This is a genomic window from Kitasatospora sp. NPDC097605 (genome assembly GCF_040302725.1).
Taxonomy (GTDB): domain Bacteria; phylum Actinomycetota; class Actinomycetes; order Streptomycetales; family Streptomycetaceae; genus Kitasatospora.
Window position 1 is genome coordinate 1 of record NZ_JBEOSF010000020.1, and the last position, 15,935, is coordinate 15,935.

The 15,935-nt window shown below is 75.3% G+C and carries 14 protein-coding genes; 8 read left to right on the forward strand and 6 right to left on the reverse strand.

Annotated elements, in window-relative coordinates:
- On the reverse strand, positions 1-705 hold a 705-nt coding region (locus ABTX81_RS22630), incomplete at its 3' end, for a TetR/AcrR family transcriptional regulator (RefSeq protein WP_350548496.1).
- A gap of 131 nt (positions 706-836) precedes the next feature.
- On the opposite strand from ABTX81_RS22630, the gene ABTX81_RS22635 reads away from it, so the two are divergent.
- From ABTX81_RS22635 to ABTX81_RS22650, 4 genes are all read left to right on the forward strand, one after another.
- Complete coding sequence (locus ABTX81_RS22635; RefSeq protein WP_350548498.1) at positions 837-1,664, forward strand: SDR family oxidoreductase; 828 nt, start codon at positions 837-839, stop codon at positions 1,662-1,664.
- A 65-nt stretch (positions 1,665-1,729) separates the two neighbouring features.
- Positions 1,730-3,418: a WD40 repeat domain-containing protein gene (locus ABTX81_RS22640; protein ID WP_350548500.1), complete on the forward strand. Its 1,689-nt coding sequence runs from the start codon at positions 1,730-1,732 to the stop codon at positions 3,416-3,418.
- 141 nt (positions 3,419-3,559) lie between these two features.
- A complete protein-coding gene (locus ABTX81_RS22645) occupies positions 3,560-6,367 on the forward strand; it encodes an SdrD B-like domain-containing protein (protein ID WP_350548502.1) in 2,808 nt (935 codons plus the stop codon).
- A 122-nt stretch (positions 6,368-6,489) separates the two neighbouring features.
- Complete coding sequence (locus tag ABTX81_RS22650) at positions 6,490-7,290, forward strand: hypothetical protein (RefSeq protein WP_350548504.1); 801 nt, start codon at positions 6,490-6,492, stop codon at positions 7,288-7,290.
- Positions 7,291-7,293: 3 nt separating this feature from the next.
- Here ABTX81_RS22650 and ABTX81_RS22655 read toward each other — a convergent pair whose 3' ends face one another.
- Positions 7,294-8,646 (reverse strand): right-handed parallel beta-helix repeat-containing protein, encoded by a 1,353-nt coding sequence (locus tag ABTX81_RS22655; protein ID WP_350548506.1) that lies wholly within the window; start codon positions 8,644-8,646, stop codon positions 7,294-7,296.
- A 31-nt stretch (positions 8,647-8,677) separates the two neighbouring features.
- On the opposite strand from ABTX81_RS22655, the gene ABTX81_RS22660 reads away from it, so the two are divergent.
- Positions 8,678-9,904: a Dyp-type peroxidase gene (locus ABTX81_RS22660; protein ID WP_350548508.1), complete on the forward strand. Its 1,227-nt coding sequence runs from the start codon at positions 8,678-8,680 to the stop codon at positions 9,902-9,904.
- Between the two features lie 41 nt (positions 9,905-9,945).
- Here ABTX81_RS22660 and ABTX81_RS22665 read toward each other — a convergent pair whose 3' ends face one another.
- Positions 9,946-11,535, reverse strand: coding sequence for an AMP-binding protein (locus tag ABTX81_RS22665; RefSeq protein ID WP_350548510.1), 1,590 nt, complete (start codon positions 11,533-11,535; stop codon positions 9,946-9,948).
- A gap of 142 nt (positions 11,536-11,677) precedes the next feature.
- On the opposite strand from ABTX81_RS22665, the gene ABTX81_RS22670 reads away from it, so the two are divergent.
- Positions 11,678-12,385, forward strand: coding sequence for an alpha/beta fold hydrolase (locus ABTX81_RS22670; RefSeq protein ID WP_350548511.1), 708 nt, complete (start codon positions 11,678-11,680; stop codon positions 12,383-12,385).
- 115 nt (positions 12,386-12,500) lie between these two features.
- A complete protein-coding gene (locus ABTX81_RS22675; protein WP_350548513.1) occupies positions 12,501-12,869 on the forward strand; it encodes a DUF6191 domain-containing protein in 369 nt (122 codons plus the stop codon).
- Between the two features lie 25 nt (positions 12,870-12,894).
- Here the strand turns inward: ABTX81_RS22675 and ABTX81_RS22680 are convergent, their stop codons facing one another.
- Positions 12,895-13,218, reverse strand: a complete 324-nt coding sequence (locus ABTX81_RS22680) for a hypothetical protein (protein WP_350548515.1) — start codon at positions 13,216-13,218, stop codon at positions 12,895-12,897.
- A 56-nt stretch (positions 13,219-13,274) separates the two neighbouring features.
- Positions 13,275-14,222, reverse strand: coding sequence for a molybdopterin-dependent oxidoreductase (locus tag ABTX81_RS22685; RefSeq protein ID WP_350548517.1), 948 nt, complete (start codon positions 14,220-14,222; stop codon positions 13,275-13,277).
- A 532-nt stretch (positions 14,223-14,754) separates the two neighbouring features.
- Here ABTX81_RS22685 and ABTX81_RS22690 point away from each other — a divergent pair.
- Complete coding sequence (locus ABTX81_RS22690) at positions 14,755-15,333, forward strand: hypothetical protein (protein ID WP_350548519.1); 579 nt, start codon at positions 14,755-14,757, stop codon at positions 15,331-15,333.
- A 150-nt stretch (positions 15,334-15,483) separates the two neighbouring features.
- On the opposite strand, the gene ABTX81_RS22695 is transcribed toward ABTX81_RS22690, so the two are convergent.
- The gene (locus ABTX81_RS22695) at positions 15,484-15,918 is read right to left on the reverse strand and encodes an ester cyclase (RefSeq protein WP_350548521.1); all 435 of its coding nucleotides are present in this window, start codon (positions 15,916-15,918) and stop codon (positions 15,484-15,486) included.
- Positions 15,919-15,935: the final 17 nt, after the last annotated feature.

The window sequence follows — 15,935 nt, forward strand, 5'->3', positions numbered from 1 at the left end:
ACGCCCAATCCTGGCTCCCCCCCCCGGGGATCCGCGGACGGGCGGCGCGCACCAGGCGTCGGCGCCGGCGCCGGCGCCGACGCCTGGAGCGGTGAGGCCGGCGGTCAGGAACGCGACCACGGTGGCGAACGCGGGGAACGGCGGCTCGGAGGTGGCGGCCGCGCCGGCGGCGAGCGGCCGGCCGTAGGTCTCCAGGAGCGTGGTGAAGGCCAGCCGCCAGCGGTCGCCGATCTCGCGGATGCCCAGGTCGGGCAGCGCCCGGCCCAGGACGACCTCGAACGGGGCGGTGCCCGCCCACGGCGCGCCGTTGAGCGGACGTTCGGCGGCGAGCATGGTCTGGGCCAGCAGCCGGCACAGCATCCGGCCCCGCTCGGTGCGCACCAGCGTGTCGAACGGTTCGGCGACGGCCGCGACGAGTTCCCGCACCTGCGCCGGCCCGGTGCCGTCGGGGTGGAGGACGGTCGCCTCCAGCCCGCCCCGCCAGAGGGGGAGCAGTTCGCGTTCGAGCAGCGCCGCGACCAGGCCCTCCCGGGAGCCGAAGTGGTAGTGCACCGCGCCCGGGTTCAGACCGGCCTCGGCGTTGACCGCCCGCACCGAGACCTGGTCCGTGCCGCGCTGGAGGAAGAGCCGCTCGGCGGCCGCGAGCAGGCGGTCCCGGGTCGTGGCGGGGTCCGGGGTCGGGTTCTGGGCTGGTCCATCCGGCATGCCGATATTGCACCACAGACCAGGGGGTTAGTATTCAATCAGTGATTGAAATTCGATTGGCGCCATATCCGGACGGGTCACGCGCCAGTCCGTGCGCCGTGCGCGCACCGTGATCGAGAAAGGCCTGCACCATGGGTGTTTACGCTGTCACCGGCTCCGCTTCGGGAATGGGCGCGGCCAGCGCCGCGGTCCTCCGGGAGGCCGGGCACACCGTCATCGGCGTGGACCTCCACGACGCCGACGTCACCGCCGACCTCGGCACCGCCGAGGGCCGCCGGGCCGCCGTCCAGGAGATCCTGGCCGCCGCCGGCGGCGTGCTGGACGGCGTGGCGGCGGTGGCCGGCGTCGGCCCGGCGATGAAGGACGCCGCCGCCGTGGCCTCCATCAACTACTTCGGCCCGGTCGTCCTGCTGGAGGGGCTGCGGCCGGCGCTCGCCCGCTCGGCGGCGGGGCGCGCCGTGGTGATCGGCTCCAACTCCGCCACCACCGTCCCGGTGATCGACGACACGCTGGTCGACCTGCTGCTCGCCGGCGAGGAGGAGGCGGCCCGCGACCGCGCCCGGGCGACCGCCGCGGCGCTCCCCGCCGAGCTGCGGGAGTCGTCGCCGGGCATCTCCGCCTACGCGAGCTCCAAGTTCGCCCTGGCCCGGTGGGTGCGCCGCACGGCGGTCACCCCGGCGTGGGCCCGCGAGGGCGTGCTGCTCAACGCCATCGCGCCCGGCGCGGTGATCACCCCGCTGATGCTCGGGTCCACCGGTGTGGCCGAGGACGCCGACACCGACGGCTTCCCGACGCCCATGCCGCTGGGCGTCTTCGGGCGCCCCGAGGACATCGCCTTCTGGGTGCACCAGTTCCTGCGCCCCGAGGCCCGCTTCACCACCGGGGCCACCCTGTTCGTCGACGGCGGCACCGACGCCGCGATGCGCCCGGACGCCCAGCCGACCGCGCTGACCCGCTGACCGGCGCTCGGCCGGGCACCGGAGGCGGTTCGCCCATGTCGGTCCGCACCGCTACAGTCCGGGCCATGGGTGGGGATCTCGAGAACGACGAACCGGGCGCGGCGGACCGCGAGGTGACGGACCCCCGGTTCCTGGTGACCGCCGATCCGCGCGAGGCGGCGCTGCGGCTGGCGACGGCGACGGGGGCCGCCGGGCGGCTGGCGGCGGCCGTGTACCGGGCGTCTGCGGAGCTGCACCGTGAGGCCGACGCGGCCACCCGCCGGCAGGTGCTGGCACTGGACGCGGCCCGCTTCGGTGACCGGGCGTTCGCCGAGCGGCTGGCCGCGGTGGCCGTGGCACAGGCGCCGGACGCGCGCTGGCGGGTGGACTGGGCCACCGGGTCGGGCGTCCATCCGGCCTTCCTCGGCGACGTCGACGGCGCCTCGCCGCCGCCGGTGGACCTCGACGGCCGGCCGGCCGTGCTCACCCGCGAGGACGGCGCGCTGCTGCTGGGCGACCCGGCCACCGGAGAGCCCCTGCTGCGGCTGCCCGCCGCCGGCTCCGTGCGGCGGGAGGAGTGCACCACACGGCTCGACGGCCGGGCGGTCACCGTCCGGTGCGACGGGCGCGGCGCGCCGCGGCTGCTCGACGCCGCCACGGGCGAGGCGCTGGGCACCCTGGCCGGGCCGGCGCCGTCCACCCTCGGCCCGGTCACGCTCGACGGCCGGCCCCACGTCCTGGGCGAGGACGGCGAGCGGTTCGCGCTCTGGGACCTGACGTCACGTCAACTAGTCCGGGAGATCAAGCCGTTCGAGCGGGCCGACGTCCAGGCCTGGGCGGTCGCGGAGCTGGACGGGCGCCCGCACGTCGTCGCCGGGAGCTTCGACGGCTCGGTCGGGATCTGGGACCTCACCTCCGGCGAGCGGACCGCCGAGGACCGTGCCGAGGACGGCGACCTGTGGCTGATGGCGCCGGTCGTGGTCGGCGGACGGCCGCGGCTGCTCACCGTCGGCAGCAACCCCTACGTGGGCGAGCCGCTGGAGGAGGCCGAGCTGTGGGCCCTCGACCCGCTGCGCCGGGTGGACCGGCTGCCGGTCGGCTGGGGCGAGCTGACGACGGCCGCCGCGAACGGCCGCTGCTGGCTGGTCACCGAGGGCGGCCGGGCCTGGGAACTGTCGGACGCCGCACCGGCCGGCCGCCGGACGCCGGGCCACCGGGCCCGGGTCAGGGCGGTCGCGAGCACGGTGCTCGACGGCCGGCCGGTGGCGGTGAGCGGCGGTGACGACGAGGTGCTGCGGCTGTGGGACCTCGCCACCGGCGAGCCCGTCGGACCGCCGCTGCCCACCGCGCCCCACGAGGACGAGTGGGAGGGGGTCACCGGCCTGCGGACGGCGCTCGTCGACGGCCGGCCGTACGCCGTCGCGACCCACGTCGACGCCTACGAGAACACGGCGGAGCGGGTCTGGGACCTCACGGCGGGTGCGGAGGCCGCGGCCGAGGCCGTGCGGCGGATCGGTGAAGGACCCGTGCCCGCCCCCGAGACGGCGGCCCCGGCCCCCGAGGGGCTGACGGCGGCCGCGACCGGAACCGTCGCCGGCCGCCCCGTCGCCCTGTTCGCCGTCCGCCACCGCGTTCAGGTGTGGGACCTGTCCGGCGATCCGGCGCTGACCGGCGAACTCGCCTTCCCGCAGCCCGTCGCCGCGCTGGCGGTCACCCAGGACGGCCGGGTCCTGGCGGGGTTCGGTGATGATCTCGCCGTTCTGCGGAACGTCTGATCTGCCGTCAAAGTTCCTGGTTTTCCTGCGAACTTGTGTGAAGTCCCTTTAAGCTCCCCTTAACAATGGCGGCTCTCCGCCCACACACGGACTCCCTTCCGGAGTCGGGGCGGCAGGCCCAACTGCATTATGAGAGCAGGGATGACTACGACACGTGATCAGGAAGCCGGTGCCGTGCGCGGCCCGGAGCGGCGGCCGCCGGGTGTGCTCGGCCGCCGCACCGTGGGGGGCGCCGCGGCGCTGCTCCTCGGAATCGGGGCGTGCTCGCTGCTGGCCGCCCCGGCCGCGTTCCCGCAGTCGGCCGACGGCACGGTGACGGTCCGCGTGGTGCGGGCCGTGGACACCGACGGCGTCTGGCAGGCCGCGCTGGAGCCCGGCATGGCCGGCGTCAAGGTGACGCTCACCGACGACGCGGGAGCGGTCGTCGAGGGCACCACGGCGGCCAACGGCACGGTGGCGTTGACGCCCGGCACCAAGCTCACCGGCGGCAAGTACCGCGTCCAGGTGGTGAACCCGAAGCCGGGCACGCTCTACCCGGCGTTCGCCTCCCGGCAGGGGCTGGCGGGCGCGCCCGACCGGCTCAGCAGCAACGAGGAGTTCGTCGACGTCTCCGGCGGCAAGGACGTGGAGCTGACCACCGGGCTCTGGAGCCCCGGTGACTACTGTCAGAAGAACGCCCCGCTGCTGACGACCTGCCAGCCGGCCACGCGCGAGGGCGGGGCGCAGCGCACGCTGGTCTCCTTCCCGTACAGCGCGCGCGGCCAGGAGGGCGAGGACGTCAAGGCGACCAACATCGCCACCAACGCCGACACCGGCACGCTCTACGGCATCGCGTGGAGCAAGGCCGACCGGCGGGCGTTCTCCTCGGCGGTCGCCAAGCGGGCCACGGACTACGGTCCCGGCGGCGCGGGCGGGATCTACGTGACCGACGTGGACGCCAAGAAGACCACGTTGTTCACCACCGTCCCGAACGCCGGTACCACCGGCCACGGCGCGGGCACCGACGACGGCTTCATCGGGGCGCCGGGCAAGGAGAGCCTGGGCGGCATCAAGGTCACCGACGACGGCCAGGACCTGTTCGTCGTCAATCTCAACGACCGCAAGCTCTACCGCTACAACGCCACCGTGGCCACGGCCTCCGCGCCGAAGGCCGTCTACCCGATCCCGGACCCGGGCTGCCCCGCGGCCGTGGACTGGCGCCCGTTCGGCCTCGGCCTCCAGGACGGCACCGGCTACCTCGGCGGCGTCTGCTCGGGCGAGTCGACCGGCAAGGCGTCCGACCTGCGCGCGGTGGTGCTGCCGTTCGACCTGGCCACCGGGGCGTTCGCGGCGCCGATCCTGAACCAGCCGCTGGACTACCCGCGCCAGACGACCGTCGGCGGCGGCCCCTGCGACGGGGCGGCCTGGTTCCCGTGGACCAACACCTGGCCGACCTCGCAGAACGGCAACCCGTGCGGTAACACCACCATCGCCCAGCCCGAACCCGAGCTGGGCGAGATCGCGTTCGAGACCGACGGCTCGATGCTGCTGGCCTTCCGCGACCGCTTCGCCGACCGCGCGCCGTCCGGTGTCCCCTACTCCTCCGTGATGTCGGGCGGTGACCTCAACAAGGCCTGCCCGGCGGGCGGAACCTATGTGATGGACACCAACAACGGCTGCGGACAGACCGTCCGGGGCACCCGCTTCTTCGACACCAGCTGGGGCGGTCACCGCAACACCGCGTTCGCGGGCATGGCGGACTCCAAGGTCGAGAACACCATCGCGACCTCCGCCTTCGACCCGAACCACACCGCCCTCGGCTACGGCACGTCGTTCCTCCAGCGGAACGGCCAGCAGGACCCGAAGTTCGGTTTCCGGCTCACCCCGAAGACCGAGGCCGCCCCGTTCGGCAAGGGCGCCTCGATGGGTGACCTGGAGGTGCTCTGCGACCAGGCCCCGCTCCAGATCGGCAACCGGGTCTGGTACGACCCCGAGCGCAGCGGCATCCAGCGCCCGGGCCAGAAGCCCGTGCCGGGTGCGACGGTCAACCTGTACGACGAGGCGGGGAAGCTCGTCGGCACCACCAGGACCACCGAGCGCGGTGAGTACTACTTCGACGACACCAACGTCAACGGCGGCCTCAAGCCGCGCACGAAGTACACCGTCCGGCTGGACAACCCCGCCGACTACGCCAAGGGCGGCCCCCTCCACCAGTGGGTGCCGACCGACGCGAACGTCGGTGACAACGCCTTCATCGACTCCAAGGGTGTCGTCCCGGCGGGCGGGCAGTACGCCGAACGCGCGCTGACCACCGGCGGACCGGGCGAGAACGACCACACCTACGACTTCGGCTTCCGCCAGCAGGAGGGCGCGCTGCGCCTGGTCAAGCACGACCAGGACGGCAAGCCGCTGGCGGGCGCGAAGTTCCAGCTCTGGAAGGAGACCAACGGCACCGCCGGGCTGCAGAGCACCGGTGACAAGCCCGACACGGCGGTCGGCGACCCCTGCACCACCGGGGCCGACGGCATCTGCAAGGGCAGTGGTGTGACGGGGACGTACTACTGGCAGGAGGTGAGCCCGCCGGAGGGCTACACCGCGCCGGAGCAGTCGGTGTTCGGCCCGCTGGTGCTGACCGCCGACAACCTGGCCGCCGGGGTCGAGGTGACGGCCGTGAACCGGCTGAAGCCGACCCCGACGCCCACTCCGACGGCCACCCCGACGCCGACGCCCACCGAGACGCCGACGCCGACCCCCACGCCCACCCCGACCCCCACCCCGACGCCGACCCAGGCTCCGACGCCGCCGTCCCCGGCCGCGACGCCGCCCGCGCCGGCTCCCGCCCCCGGGCACCTGGCCAACACCGGTGCCAATGAGGGCATCCCGGTGATGGCGGCCGGTGCGGGCACGCTGACCGTGCTCGGTGCGATGCTGGTGCTGCTGGCGCGCCGGCGCCGGGCGCAGCAGCAGTAGCACGAGCAGGAGCCCCACCCCGGTGGCCCCCTCCGGGGCGCCGGAACCAGGGCGGGCCCGGGGACCTCAGGTCCCCGGGCCCGCCCGTCTGTTGTGACCGATCGACGAGAGAAGGCAAGCGCATGGCCCGGAAGACCAAGGCCGAGACCCCCGAGGCGCCCCCCGGGTCGCGTCGCCGGGCCTACCGGCTCAGGAGCCTGGTCGCCCTCGCGGTGTGCGCCGCCGTCGCCGGCGGCCTGGTCGCCTACCGCGCCGTCTCCGACGAGCCGGCGGAGCGGCCGGTGACCGTCGACGAGGCCTCCCGGCTGGCCCTGTCCCGCCTCAACCTGTTCCAGGCCAGCCCGGTCGCGGTGACGCTCGACGCCGCCGAGGGCGGGGGCGTCGCCGTCCGGGTCGAGGGCGTCGTCGACTACCGCACCCGCCGGGGCGCCGGCCGCTACCAGGTCACCGGGGCGAACGGCGCGCTCGACCACGGCCTGGTCGTCTGGGACGCCGGCGGCCTCGGGCTCGCCCCCGAACCGGCCGGCACCGCCGGCCCGGCCTGGCAGCAGGCCGAGCGCGTCCCCCGGCAGGGCTGGTCCCCGCGCACCTACACCGCGGACCCGCTGGACGCCGGGCTCCAGCTGATCGTCCAGCTCGGCGCCGACCGGCCCGACAACCCGCTGCTGCTCGCCCAGTCCGGCGCCCGCTGGCTCGGCCGCGAGCGCCTGGACGGCCGCGACCACGACCGGTTCGCCGGCCCGCGCGCCCAGGGCGCCGCGCCCGACGGCGAGCGGTCGCCGCTGACCTACTGGGTCGACGACGACGGCACGCTGCGGCGGGCGACCATGCGGATGCCGGGCCTGGGCACCCCGAGCACGGTCGAGTTCGGCGGGCGTGACGACTCCGCCAAGCTCCCCGAGGCGCCCTGGCTCACCGGCTGACCGTCACCCCGCGGGCCGTGGCGGCACCGCGCCCGGGTCCGTCGGCAGCGGGTACGCCCCCGGGTCCACCGCGCCGGGCAGACCGGTCGCCGGACGGCCGGGCGCCGCCGGATCGGCCAGCGACGGCTGCGCGGCCGGGGCCGGCACCTGGCTGAAGGGCATGCCGGGCGGCGCCTGGACCGGCGCCGGCCGGCCGGTGGCCAGCGGCCCGCGCCCCGGTCCGCCGCACGCCGCCGCGGCCTCCAGGCCGTCCGGGCTCTGGGTGCCGGGCCGGTTGCCGCTGAAGCAGTTGGCGGGGTCGACCGAGGCGAGCACCAGATCGGCGCCGTTGCCGTCCACCTGGTTGCCCTCGACCCGGTTGCCGCTCGCCGGGTGGCCCGCCGGGTCGGTGACGATCACCCCGGCCGCGCGGTTGCCCCGCACCAGGTTGCGCTCCACCCGGTTCGCCGTGCCCCCGCCGATCCCGATGCCGATGCCGAAGCCGCCGTCCGCCTGCTGCGGCGAGTCGGCGGCATTGTTGTCGACCACCACGTTGCCCGCGATCACCGCGGCGTGCTGCGGGGCCAGCGCCTCCAGGTCGTTGGAGTTCACCGTGACGCCCACCCGGTTGCCCGCCGCGCGGTTGCCCAGGATCGACAGGTTGTCCGAGGCGTTGGTCAGCTCGATGCCGACCGCGTTGCGCTCCACCGTGTTGCCGCGCACCAGGGTGTCGCACGGCTTGCACTGGCCGACGTAGATGCCGGAGTCGGCGTGCCCGGAGGCGTAGGACTCCTCGATCACCCCGGCGCGCGCGTCGAAGGCGTAGATGCCGTACAGGCCGTTGTTGTACGCCGTCACCCTGGTCGCCCGGAACCCCTCCACCGGCGGGAAGCGCTGGGTGTCCAGCGGGTCGTACGCCGAGCCGCCCGCGCCGCGCTGCTGCAGCTTCTCGTCGGTGACGCCGGTGAACAGCACGCCGTTGGCCAGGTAGCCGTGCACGGTGAGGTTCTCCACCACCGTGCCGGGGCCGGTGGCGGTGATGCCGTTGGCCAGCTTCAGCCCGCCGTCGAACACCACGGTGGAGCGGTCCGTGCCGCGCAGCACGAGGTTGCGCTTGGCCACCCGGACGCTCTCGCGGTAGGTGCCGGGGCCGATCAGCACGGTGTCGCCCTCGCGCGCGACGTCCACCGCCTTCTGCACGGTGGGGAAGTCCTCCGGGACGCGGACCACGCTCCCGTCCGGGTGCTTGGCGTCCTCCGCGGCCGGACCGGAGGAGGAGCACCCGGCGGCCGCCAGGACGACCGCGACGGCCAGGGCGGTCGCGGCCGCCACGGCGGTCGGGCGGAGTGACTGACGATCAGGAAACGTGATTTGCATGGAACGTGTTCTATCGTCTCCAATAGGGCGCATGCCCACCGAACCGGAAAACGCGTCACCGTCGAACCCCTCCGCCGGGTCCGGTGTCGGTCGGCGAAGGGCGCTGCTGGCGGCCGGGGCGGCGCTCGCCGCCGGCGTCGGCGCGGCGGTCGGCGCGGCGGTCGGCGAACTGGCGGACCGCGACCGGACCCCGGGCCGCGCCGCCGCCCCCGGTGGCCCGCCGCCCGAGGCGCCGATCCCCTTCCACGGTGCCCGGCAGGCCGGACTGACCGCCCCTCAGCTCCCCGCGACCCGGCTGCTCGCCTTCGACCTCCCGGCGGCCTCCGCCGCCGCGGACCGCGAGGCCCTGCGCACCCTGCTCGCCGCCTGGACCCGCACCCTGGCCGCGGCCGCCGGACCGTCCCCCGACCCGCGCCTGCGCGCCGACGGCGCCGCGCCCCGGTTCACCTCCCTGGTCGGCCTCGGCCCGGCCCTCGCCGCCCGCCTCGCGCTCGCCGTCCCCGCCGGGTTCGCCGAGCTGCCGGCGTTCCCCGGCGACCGCCTCGACCCGGCCCGCGGCGGCGGCGACCTGCTGCTCCAGCTCTGCGCCGCCGACCACTGGACGCTCGCCGTCGTCGCCGAACTCGCCACCACGGCCGCCCTCGGCGCCGGCGCTACGGCCCGCTGGGCGCAGTCCGGCTTCCTGCCCCGGACCGCGCCCGGCGCCACGCCCCGCAACCTGTTCGGCTTCAAGGACGGCACCGCCAACCCCGACGAGGACGCCGCCCGCCAGTGGGTCTGGGGCCCGTCCGGGCCGCACGAGAACGCCACCGTCCTGGTCTACCGGCGGATCCGGATGGACACCGCCGCCTTCGCCGGCCTCCCCGTCGATCAGCAGGACCTCGCCATGGGCCGCCGCCTCGGCGACGGCGCCCCGCTGACCGGCGCCGCCGAACGCGACGAGCCGGACCTCTACGCCAAGCACCCCGACGGCGCCTACGTCATCCCCGCCACCGCCCATGTCCGCCTCACGGGCCCCCGCCTCGACGGCGGCGCCCGGATGCTGCGCCGCGGCTACAGCTACGACGACGCCCCGGGCGACCGCGGCCTGCTCTTCTGCGCCTTCATGCGTGACGCGGGCCAGTTCACCCGCGTCCAGAACCGCCTCGCCGAGCGGGACGCGCTCAACCCCTTCGTGGAGCACACCGCCTCCGCCGTCGCCTACGTCCTCCCCGGCGCCCCGGCGGGCACCGCCCTCGGCGACCACCTCTGGGCCTGACCCGCCTGGTCCGCCTGATCCTCCCTGACCCGCCCGCCCGCTCAGGGGGTGGCGGCTTCGCGCAGGCGCCTCTTGTCCGGCTTGCCGACGGGCGTCAGCGGGATCTCGTCGACGAGGTGGAGCACCTCGGGGGCGTAGATCCGGCCCTTGCGCGCGGTGACGAAGGCGCGCAGCTCCTCCAGCCGCGGCCGCTTCCCCGGGGCGGGGACGACGGCGACGTGGACGTGCTCCGCCTCCTGGTCGTCGCGGACCCCGAAGACCGCGCAGCGGGCGACCGCCGGGTGGGTGAGCAGGAGGTCCTCCACCTCGGACGGGTAGACGTGCCCGCCGACCACGATGATCAGGTCCTTGGCCCGGTCGGAGAGGTAGAGGTAGCCGTCCTCGTCGAAGTAGCCGACGTCGCCGGTGTTCAGCCAGCCGTCCCGCAGCACCTGGGCGGTGAGGTCGGGCCGCTTCCAGTAGCCGGCCATGACGGTGTCGGAGCGCAGGTGGATCTCGCCCTGCTCGCCGGTCGGCAGGTCGGTGCCGTCGAGCGAGCGGACCGCCACCTCGACGCCCGGGACGGGCCGGCCGACGGGGACCTGCCCGCCCTGGCCGATCCGTCCGTGCTCCGGCGGGGTGAACGCGGAGATCAGCTGCGCCTCCGACATCCCGTAGATGCCGACCAGGACCGGCCCGAACACCTTGAGCGCCTCGCGGATCCGGGTCGGCGAGGCGGCGCTGCCGCCGTAGAGGACCTGCCGCAGGCTGGACAGGTCGGTGCGGGCGACCGCCGGGTGGTCGAGCAGCCGGTGGAGCAGCGGCGGCAGCACCCAGAAGTCCGTGACGCGTTCGCGCTCGATGGCCGCCAGGACCGCGCCGGGGTCGAAGGAGCGCTGGAGCACCACCGTGCCGCCGCGCCGGAGCGTCAGGTCGGCGAGGACCCCGGCGAGGTGGGCCAGCGGGGTGGCGGCGAGCAGGCGGGGCGGGCCGTCGGCGCCGGTGCTGCCGATCGGGGCGTCGAAGACGTGGAGGTAGGGCCCGTGCAGGCTGAGGATGCCCTTCGGGATGCCGGTGGTGCCGCCGGTGTGGCGGATGCCGAGGTCGTCCTCGGGGTTGATCCGGACGTCCGGCGGTCCGGCGGGGCGGCCGGCGGAGGCGGCGACGACGTTCTCGCCGATGGCCGGGCCGGCGCCGGCGTCGCTGTTCGGTCCCGGGCCCAGGGTGAGGACGGTGGGCACGTCGATCAGCGGGAGCAGCTCGGCGGCCGAGGCGTGGCGTTCGGCGTCCACCAGCAGGAGGGTCGTGTCCACGCTCGCCGTGATCTCGGCCAGGACCGGCGCGCTCATGCCGTCGTACAGGATCACCACGCGGGCCCCCGCGAGGCCGGCCGCGTACCGGGCGCCGATGGCCTCCGGGGTGTTGCCGGTCAGCAGGGTCACGGTGGTGCCGCGGGCGGCGCCCCGGGCGATCAGCTCGTGGGCGAGGCGGTAGGTGGCGGCGGCGAAGTCGCCGGCGGTGATCCGGGCGCCGTCGGCGGTGACCACGGCCTCCCGGTCGGGGTCGGACGTGAGGGAGCGCAGGATCAGCGCGGGGCCGCTGACGAACTCCGGGTCGCCCATGGCTACTTCTTCCTTGCGGTTTGCCACCATGGGCCCAGGCTAACCCCGCGCTCGCCGCCGCACCGGGGATGTCCGGTGGATGCGTGGCGTGAACGTCCGGACACCGGCGCGCATGTGAGGGTGTGTTGGCCACCGCGCGCCGCTCACGCCGGCGCGAGACGAGGAGTGACCCGTGACGACGTACGTTCTGATCCATGGCGCGGCCACCGACGCCTGGTGCTGGGGGCCGCTGGCGGCCGGGCTGCGTGGCCGGGGCCACCGGGTGGTCGCGCCGGACCTGCCCTGCGACGACGACGCCGCCGGGCTCGCCCAGTACGCGGACACGGTGGTGGCCGCCGTGGCGGGCGCGGCGGGCGGCGACCGGGAGGGCGGACTCGTGGTCGTCGCCCACTCCTTCGGCGGCTTCACCGGCCCCCTGGTGTGCGCGCGGCTGCCGGTGGACCTGCTGGTCATGCTCCAGGCCCAGGTGCCGGCCCCCGGGGAGACACCGGACGCGTGGTGGGAGAACACCGGCTACGGACCGGCCCGCCGTGAGGCCGACCGCGCCAGGGGCGTGCCGGAGGGTGCGGAGGAGGACGAGCGCGCCCTGTTCCTGCACGACACCCCGGCCGCCCTCGCCGGGGAACTCCTCGCGGACCACCAGCGGCGGCAGTCCGCGACCCCGCTCGGGGCACCGTGGCCGCTGAAGGCCTGGCCGGAAGTGCCGACCAGGTTCCTGCTGGCCACCGGCGACCGCTTCTTCCCGCCCGCGTTCCTGCGGCGGCACGTCGAGGACCGGCTCGGCCTCCGGCCCGACGAGATGCCGGGCGACCACCTCCCCATGCTCGGCCACCCCCAGGACCTGGCCGAACGGCTGGAGGCCTACCGGACCGCGCGGTAGCCCGGGTGCGTCCCCGGCGTCGTGCCGACGACCGCTCGGACGCCGAGATGGTGACGATGGTGCTCCCGACACCATCACCGCCCGCCAGGACCTCGCGGACGTCCAGGAGCCCCCGGTGCAGGCCGGGAACGGCGGTGCCGGGTCCGGGCGTTGGGTCGGCATGGTGATGATGTCGGGTCTGCTCCTCATGGCCGTACTGGTGATCGTGCCCTTCACCCTGGCGGCGGTCCGGCACGTCGTGGTGAGAGCCGGCCGGCCGGGGTGGCTGGCCCGCCGGCTGGCCGCGCGGACGCCGGGCGGCGGGGTCGGCCTCGGCGCCACCGCGACCGAGGAGTTGCACGCCTTCCTCAACGCCAACAAGCGCGTGCAGATCGAGCAGCGCCGGACCCAGCTGGTCCTGCGGGACGACGACCACTCCGGCGCCCCGCCGCGGACCCGGCTCGACCTGGACCTCGGCATCGCCGTCATGGAGGAGCAGCGGTAGGGGCGGCCTCCTTCGCCCCCGTGGGTTACAGCGAGGCCCGCAGGGCGGCTCCGGCGGAGGCGACGTCCAGGTCGACGACGACCTCCTCGCCCTCCCGGCGGCCGGACTGCGAGATCTCCAGGCCGATCAGGGCCAGTTCGGCGGCCTGGTCGCGCAGCGCGTACTGCTCGGGGGTCTCCTGCGCGAGTTCGCCCGACTCGTCACGTTCCCAGGCGTTCACGGCGGCCTCGGCCACGGCCTTCGGCAGCCGCACCGTGACGCGGCCGGCCTGGGCGGCGACGTGCCCGCCGATCGCCGCCAGTACCGTGGCGTCGTCCCGGTACCGGTCGTACTGCTCCAGATCCACCACGCGCCGAACCTACCCGGCGTGCCCCAGCGGTCTCCACCGCATTCGGCGCGGCGAGGTCAGGCGGCCAGCACCTCGACCGTGTGGACGGCGTTGCGGGCGCCGGAGGGCGGCTGGACCCGGCCGCGGGCGTCGGTGGCCCGGCAGCGGATGCGGTGCGGGCCGGGGGTGAGCCGGCAGGGGAGGGCGAAGCGCTGCCAGACGGGCTGGGGGCCGCGCGGTTGCAGGAGGGCGGGACGCCAGCCGTCGTCGTCGACGGCGACCTCCACCGCCACGACCGGTTCGTGGCTCCACGCCCGGCCCGTCACCCGGTACGCCCCGGCGGGGACGCGGCCGCCGTCGTGCGGGGCGAGCAGCTTGCTGTTGACGTCGACCTCCCGGACCGGGTGCGGCGCGCCGCCGCCCGGTGGGACGCGGGTGTAGAGGCGGGTGGTGAACAGGTGCTCGGGGCGGTGGTCGGCCAGCACCACGCGGGTCAGCCACTTCACCGAGTTGGTGGCGAACAGCCGCGGCGCCACCGCCCGCAGCGGGAAGCCGTGCCGCCGCGGCAGCGGTTCGCCGTTGACGGTGTCGGCCAGCAGCACCTCGTCGCGGGCCTGCTCCAGCGGAAGGTCCTTGAGGTACGTCAGCCCGCTCTCGCCGGCGAACGCGCCCCGGTCGGCGCCTTCGAACCAGACGTGCCGGGCCTGCGGGCGCGGGGTGGCGAGGGCCAGGACGTCGGCCAGCGCGACGCCGGACCACTCCAGGTTGGCGACCGCGCGGGTCGGGACGTCGGGGCGGGTCGGGCTGCCGTAGCACTCGTGGAAGGCGGTCAGGCCCGTCCGGGGCAGCCCGCGCAGTGCCGCCAGGTCCAGCCAGAGCGGCCGCTCCACCAGGCCCTCGACGGTCAACGTCCAGGAGGAGGCGTCGAGTCCGGGCGGCGGCCCGAGGTGGTTGCGGACGAAGAGGTGCTCGACGGGGGTGAGGAAGGCGTCGGGGGTGCTCGGATCGGCGGGCGTTTCCTGCACGCGGGCTCCGTACGTCGTCGGGCGGCCCAGGAGGGCCGGGGCGGACCGGGGCGGACCGGGGCGGACCGGGGTGGACCGGGGTGGACCGGGGTCGAGCACAGGAAGGATTCCGGACCCGAACGATCCGTGTCCACCCACCCGCCCCGGTGACCTTGCGAACGCCGACGGGGCGCCGACGGGACGCCGACCGCGCGGCGGGTGTGCGGGGAAGTGGTGGATCGTGCGCGACCAACAGGACCGGCGGGCCGAGGAGTTGTCGCTCCACGAGGTGGACTGCCGGGCCGGCGGGCCGTGGCGGATCGCCGAGACCGCGCTGCTGCGGATGCTCCTCGCCGCCCGGGTGGAGATCGACCGGCACGGCATGGTCAGGGTGGTCCGGCCGCCGGCGTGGAGGCCGTGCACCGGCCCCGCCTCACCGCCGCCGTCCGGGGCGGCCATGCAAGGTTCCCGAACGCTTCATCCAGCAAGGGTAGTTGAGTTCCCATCGCACGCCACACTGGAGGGGGTCGCCAGTCGGGGTGAGGAGGGCACGGTGCCGGTCGGTCCGGAAGGCGGAGCGGCGTCCGGCGCGGGCGGTCCCGCACCGGACCCGGGGCACCCGGTCACCACGGCGACCGGCTGGTACCAGCGGCCCGTCGTCCAGTACGCGGTCTTCCCGCTGACCGCGCTCGCCCTGGCCGCGCTGGGCATCGGCATCTCGCTGCTCCAGCACGGCGACGCGGGGCGCGCGGCGCCGCCCGCGTCCCCGACCGCCGCACCCCCGGTCACCTCCCGCTCCTCGCCCGCGACGAGCCGGACCGCCGCCGGCTCGCCGACCCTGGACCCCACGGTCCACGACTTCGACCGCTACCTGAGCGGGATCACGGACATCACCGTGGGCGACGACAACTTCCTGGACCTCGACACCATGGCCGTGGTCCCGGGCGGGACGCGGGGCGCGGACGTCCGGCTCGACTCCGGCCGGCTCTTCCACGGGGTGCGGGAGAGGACCGACGACCAGGGCATGGGCATCATCAACAACGCGGACTCCCGAACTGCTCGACGAGGACCCAGCTCGTCGACACCAAGCTCGACTTCGACGTGCTGCTGCGCGACCAGAGCATCTGCGTGAAGACCAGTCAGGGCCGGTGGGCGCTGCTCCGGATCGCCGCCCGGATGCCCAAGGCCGCGTACACGTTCCACGTCGGCTTCACCGGCGAGACGCCGTAGCGGCGCCGCAGCGGGGCCGGGGCCTGCCGCAGCGGCGCCGCACCGTCGGGCCTCAGGACGGGACGACGCCGAGCTGGCGCAGCTGGGTGAGCAGGTCGACGACGCCCCAGGTCTCGGCGATGAGGCCGTCGGCGAAGCGGAAGACGAAGATCTCGTCGTACCTGACCGCGCGGCCCGTCGGCGGACGGCCCAGGTACTCGCCGAGGTTGGTGCCGGTGACGGAGTTGCGGCTGACCACCTTGTCCTCCTCCGCGATCACGTCCTCGACCGTGACGCGGAGGTCGGGGAAGGCCCGCTGGAGCGTGGTGAACACCTGCTTCAGGGCCTCCACTCCGGTGGTGTCGAGCGGCAGCGGTGTGCGGATCAGCAGGTCCGGTGCGGTGACCTCGTCGATCGTCGCCACGAGCAGCTCCGGGTCGCCGGAGTTGACGGCGTCGTGCAGGCGGCGCAGCGTCGCCACATGCGCCAGGGTGGGGGACGTGGACACGGGTTCCTCCTCTGTTC

What these genes read in the sequence shown, in the direction of transcription:
- ABTX81_RS22635 (WP_350548498.1), top strand. Translation starts at nt 837, where the DNA reads ATGGGTGTTTACGCTGTCACCGGCTCCGCTTCGGGAATGGGCGCGGCC.
- ABTX81_RS22640 (WP_350548500.1), top strand. Translation starts at nt 1,730, where the DNA reads ATGGGTGGGGATCTCGAGAACGACGAACCGGGCGCGGCGGACCGCGAG.
- ABTX81_RS22645 (WP_350548502.1), top strand. Translation starts at nt 3,560, where the DNA reads ATGACTACGACACGTGATCAGGAAGCCGGTGCCGTGCGCGGCCCGGAG.
- ABTX81_RS22650 (WP_350548504.1), top strand. Translation starts at nt 6,490, where the DNA reads ATGGCCCGGAAGACCAAGGCCGAGACCCCCGAGGCGCCCCCCGGGTCG.
- ABTX81_RS22655 (WP_350548506.1), bottom strand. Translation starts at nt 8,646, where the DNA reads ATGCAAATCACGTTTCCTGATCGTCAGTCACTCCGCCCGACCGCCGTG.
- ABTX81_RS22660 (WP_350548508.1), top strand. Translation starts at nt 8,678, where the DNA reads ATGCCCACCGAACCGGAAAACGCGTCACCGTCGAACCCCTCCGCCGGG.
- ABTX81_RS22665 (WP_350548510.1), bottom strand. Translation starts at nt 11,535, where the DNA reads ATGGTGGCAAACCGCAAGGAAGAAGTAGCCATGGGCGACCCGGAGTTC.